This window comes from Alcanivorax sp. HI0083, assembly GCF_001635175.1.
In genome coordinates this window covers 1-995 of record NZ_LWFX01000272.1, presented here as the reverse complement: position 1 = coordinate 995, position 995 = coordinate 1, and the positions used below count along the sequence as shown (strand labels likewise).

2 protein-coding genes are annotated in these 995 nt (G+C 63.3%); one reads left to right on the top strand and one right to left on the bottom strand.

Annotated elements, in window-relative coordinates:
• Positions 1 to 621: aminotransferase class III-fold pyridoxal phosphate-dependent enzyme (locus A3754_RS02940; RefSeq protein WP_156496724.1), on the top strand; the 621-nt coding region annotated here is incomplete at its 5' end.
• 166 nt (positions 622 to 787) lie between these two features.
• Here A3754_RS02940 and A3754_RS02935 read toward each other — a convergent pair.
• The coding region (locus A3754_RS02935) for a YbaK/EbsC family protein (protein WP_304439784.1) at positions 788 to 995 on the bottom strand (208 nt) is incomplete at its 5' end.

The following is a 995-nucleotide window of genomic DNA, read 5'->3' as shown; positions in this document are numbered from 1 at the left end:
CAGACCCTGCGCCAGCAATGTGACAACAACGGCGCGGTGCTGATTTTCGATGAAGTCATGAGCGGGTTCCGGGTAGCGCTGGGCGGCGCCCAGGGCCATTACGGCATCACCCCGGACATGACCACCCTGGGCAAGATTGTCGGGGGCGGCATGCCGGTGGGCGCCTTTGGCGGCAAGCAGGCCATCATGGAGCATCTGGCCCCGCTCGGGCCGGTCTACCAGGCCGGCACCCTGTCCGGTAACCCGGTGGCCATGGCTGCAGGCCTGGCGACGCTGAACCTGATCAGCGAGCCCGGCTTCCACGACGCGCTGACGGAAAAAACCACCCGCCTGCTGGAAGGCCTGACCGCCGCCGCCCATGCGCAAGGGGTGTCATTCACCACTGCACAGGCCGGCGCCATGTTCGGGCTGTTCTTCACCGACCAGAACCGTATCAGCAGTTTTGCGGAAGTGATGGCCTGCGACAGCGAGCGCTTCAACCGCTTCTTCCACGCCATGCTGGACCAGGGCATTTATCTGGCGCCCAGCGCGTTCGAAGCGGGGTTCGTGTCTGCGGCGCACAGTGATGAGGATATCGATGCCACCATCGCCGCCGCACGCAAGGCGTTTGCGAAGGTGTAAAGGCCTGACCAGAATCTCACCTGTAGGAGCACCTCTTGAGGTGCGAACCGTGCCGCGTAAGCAGGGATTTGTGAGCGACGCTTGCGTGAAAGCTGTATCGTTTTCCCTCGCCAAGGCTCGGGTTCGCGCCTCAAGAGGCGCTCCTACAGCGGCCCCATAAGCAAGGTCAGTCGCGCACCAAGACGGCCTGCTTGCCGCCGATGAGCTTCAGCAAATCCCCCGGCGCCATGGCGATTTCCAGCCCGCGCCGGCCGGCGCTCATGTAGATAATCTCGTGGGATGCCGCGCTGCCATCCAGATATAACGGCAACCGTTTCTTCTGCCCCAGCGGGCTAATGCCGCCCAGCACATAACCGGTTAATCGTTGCGCCTTG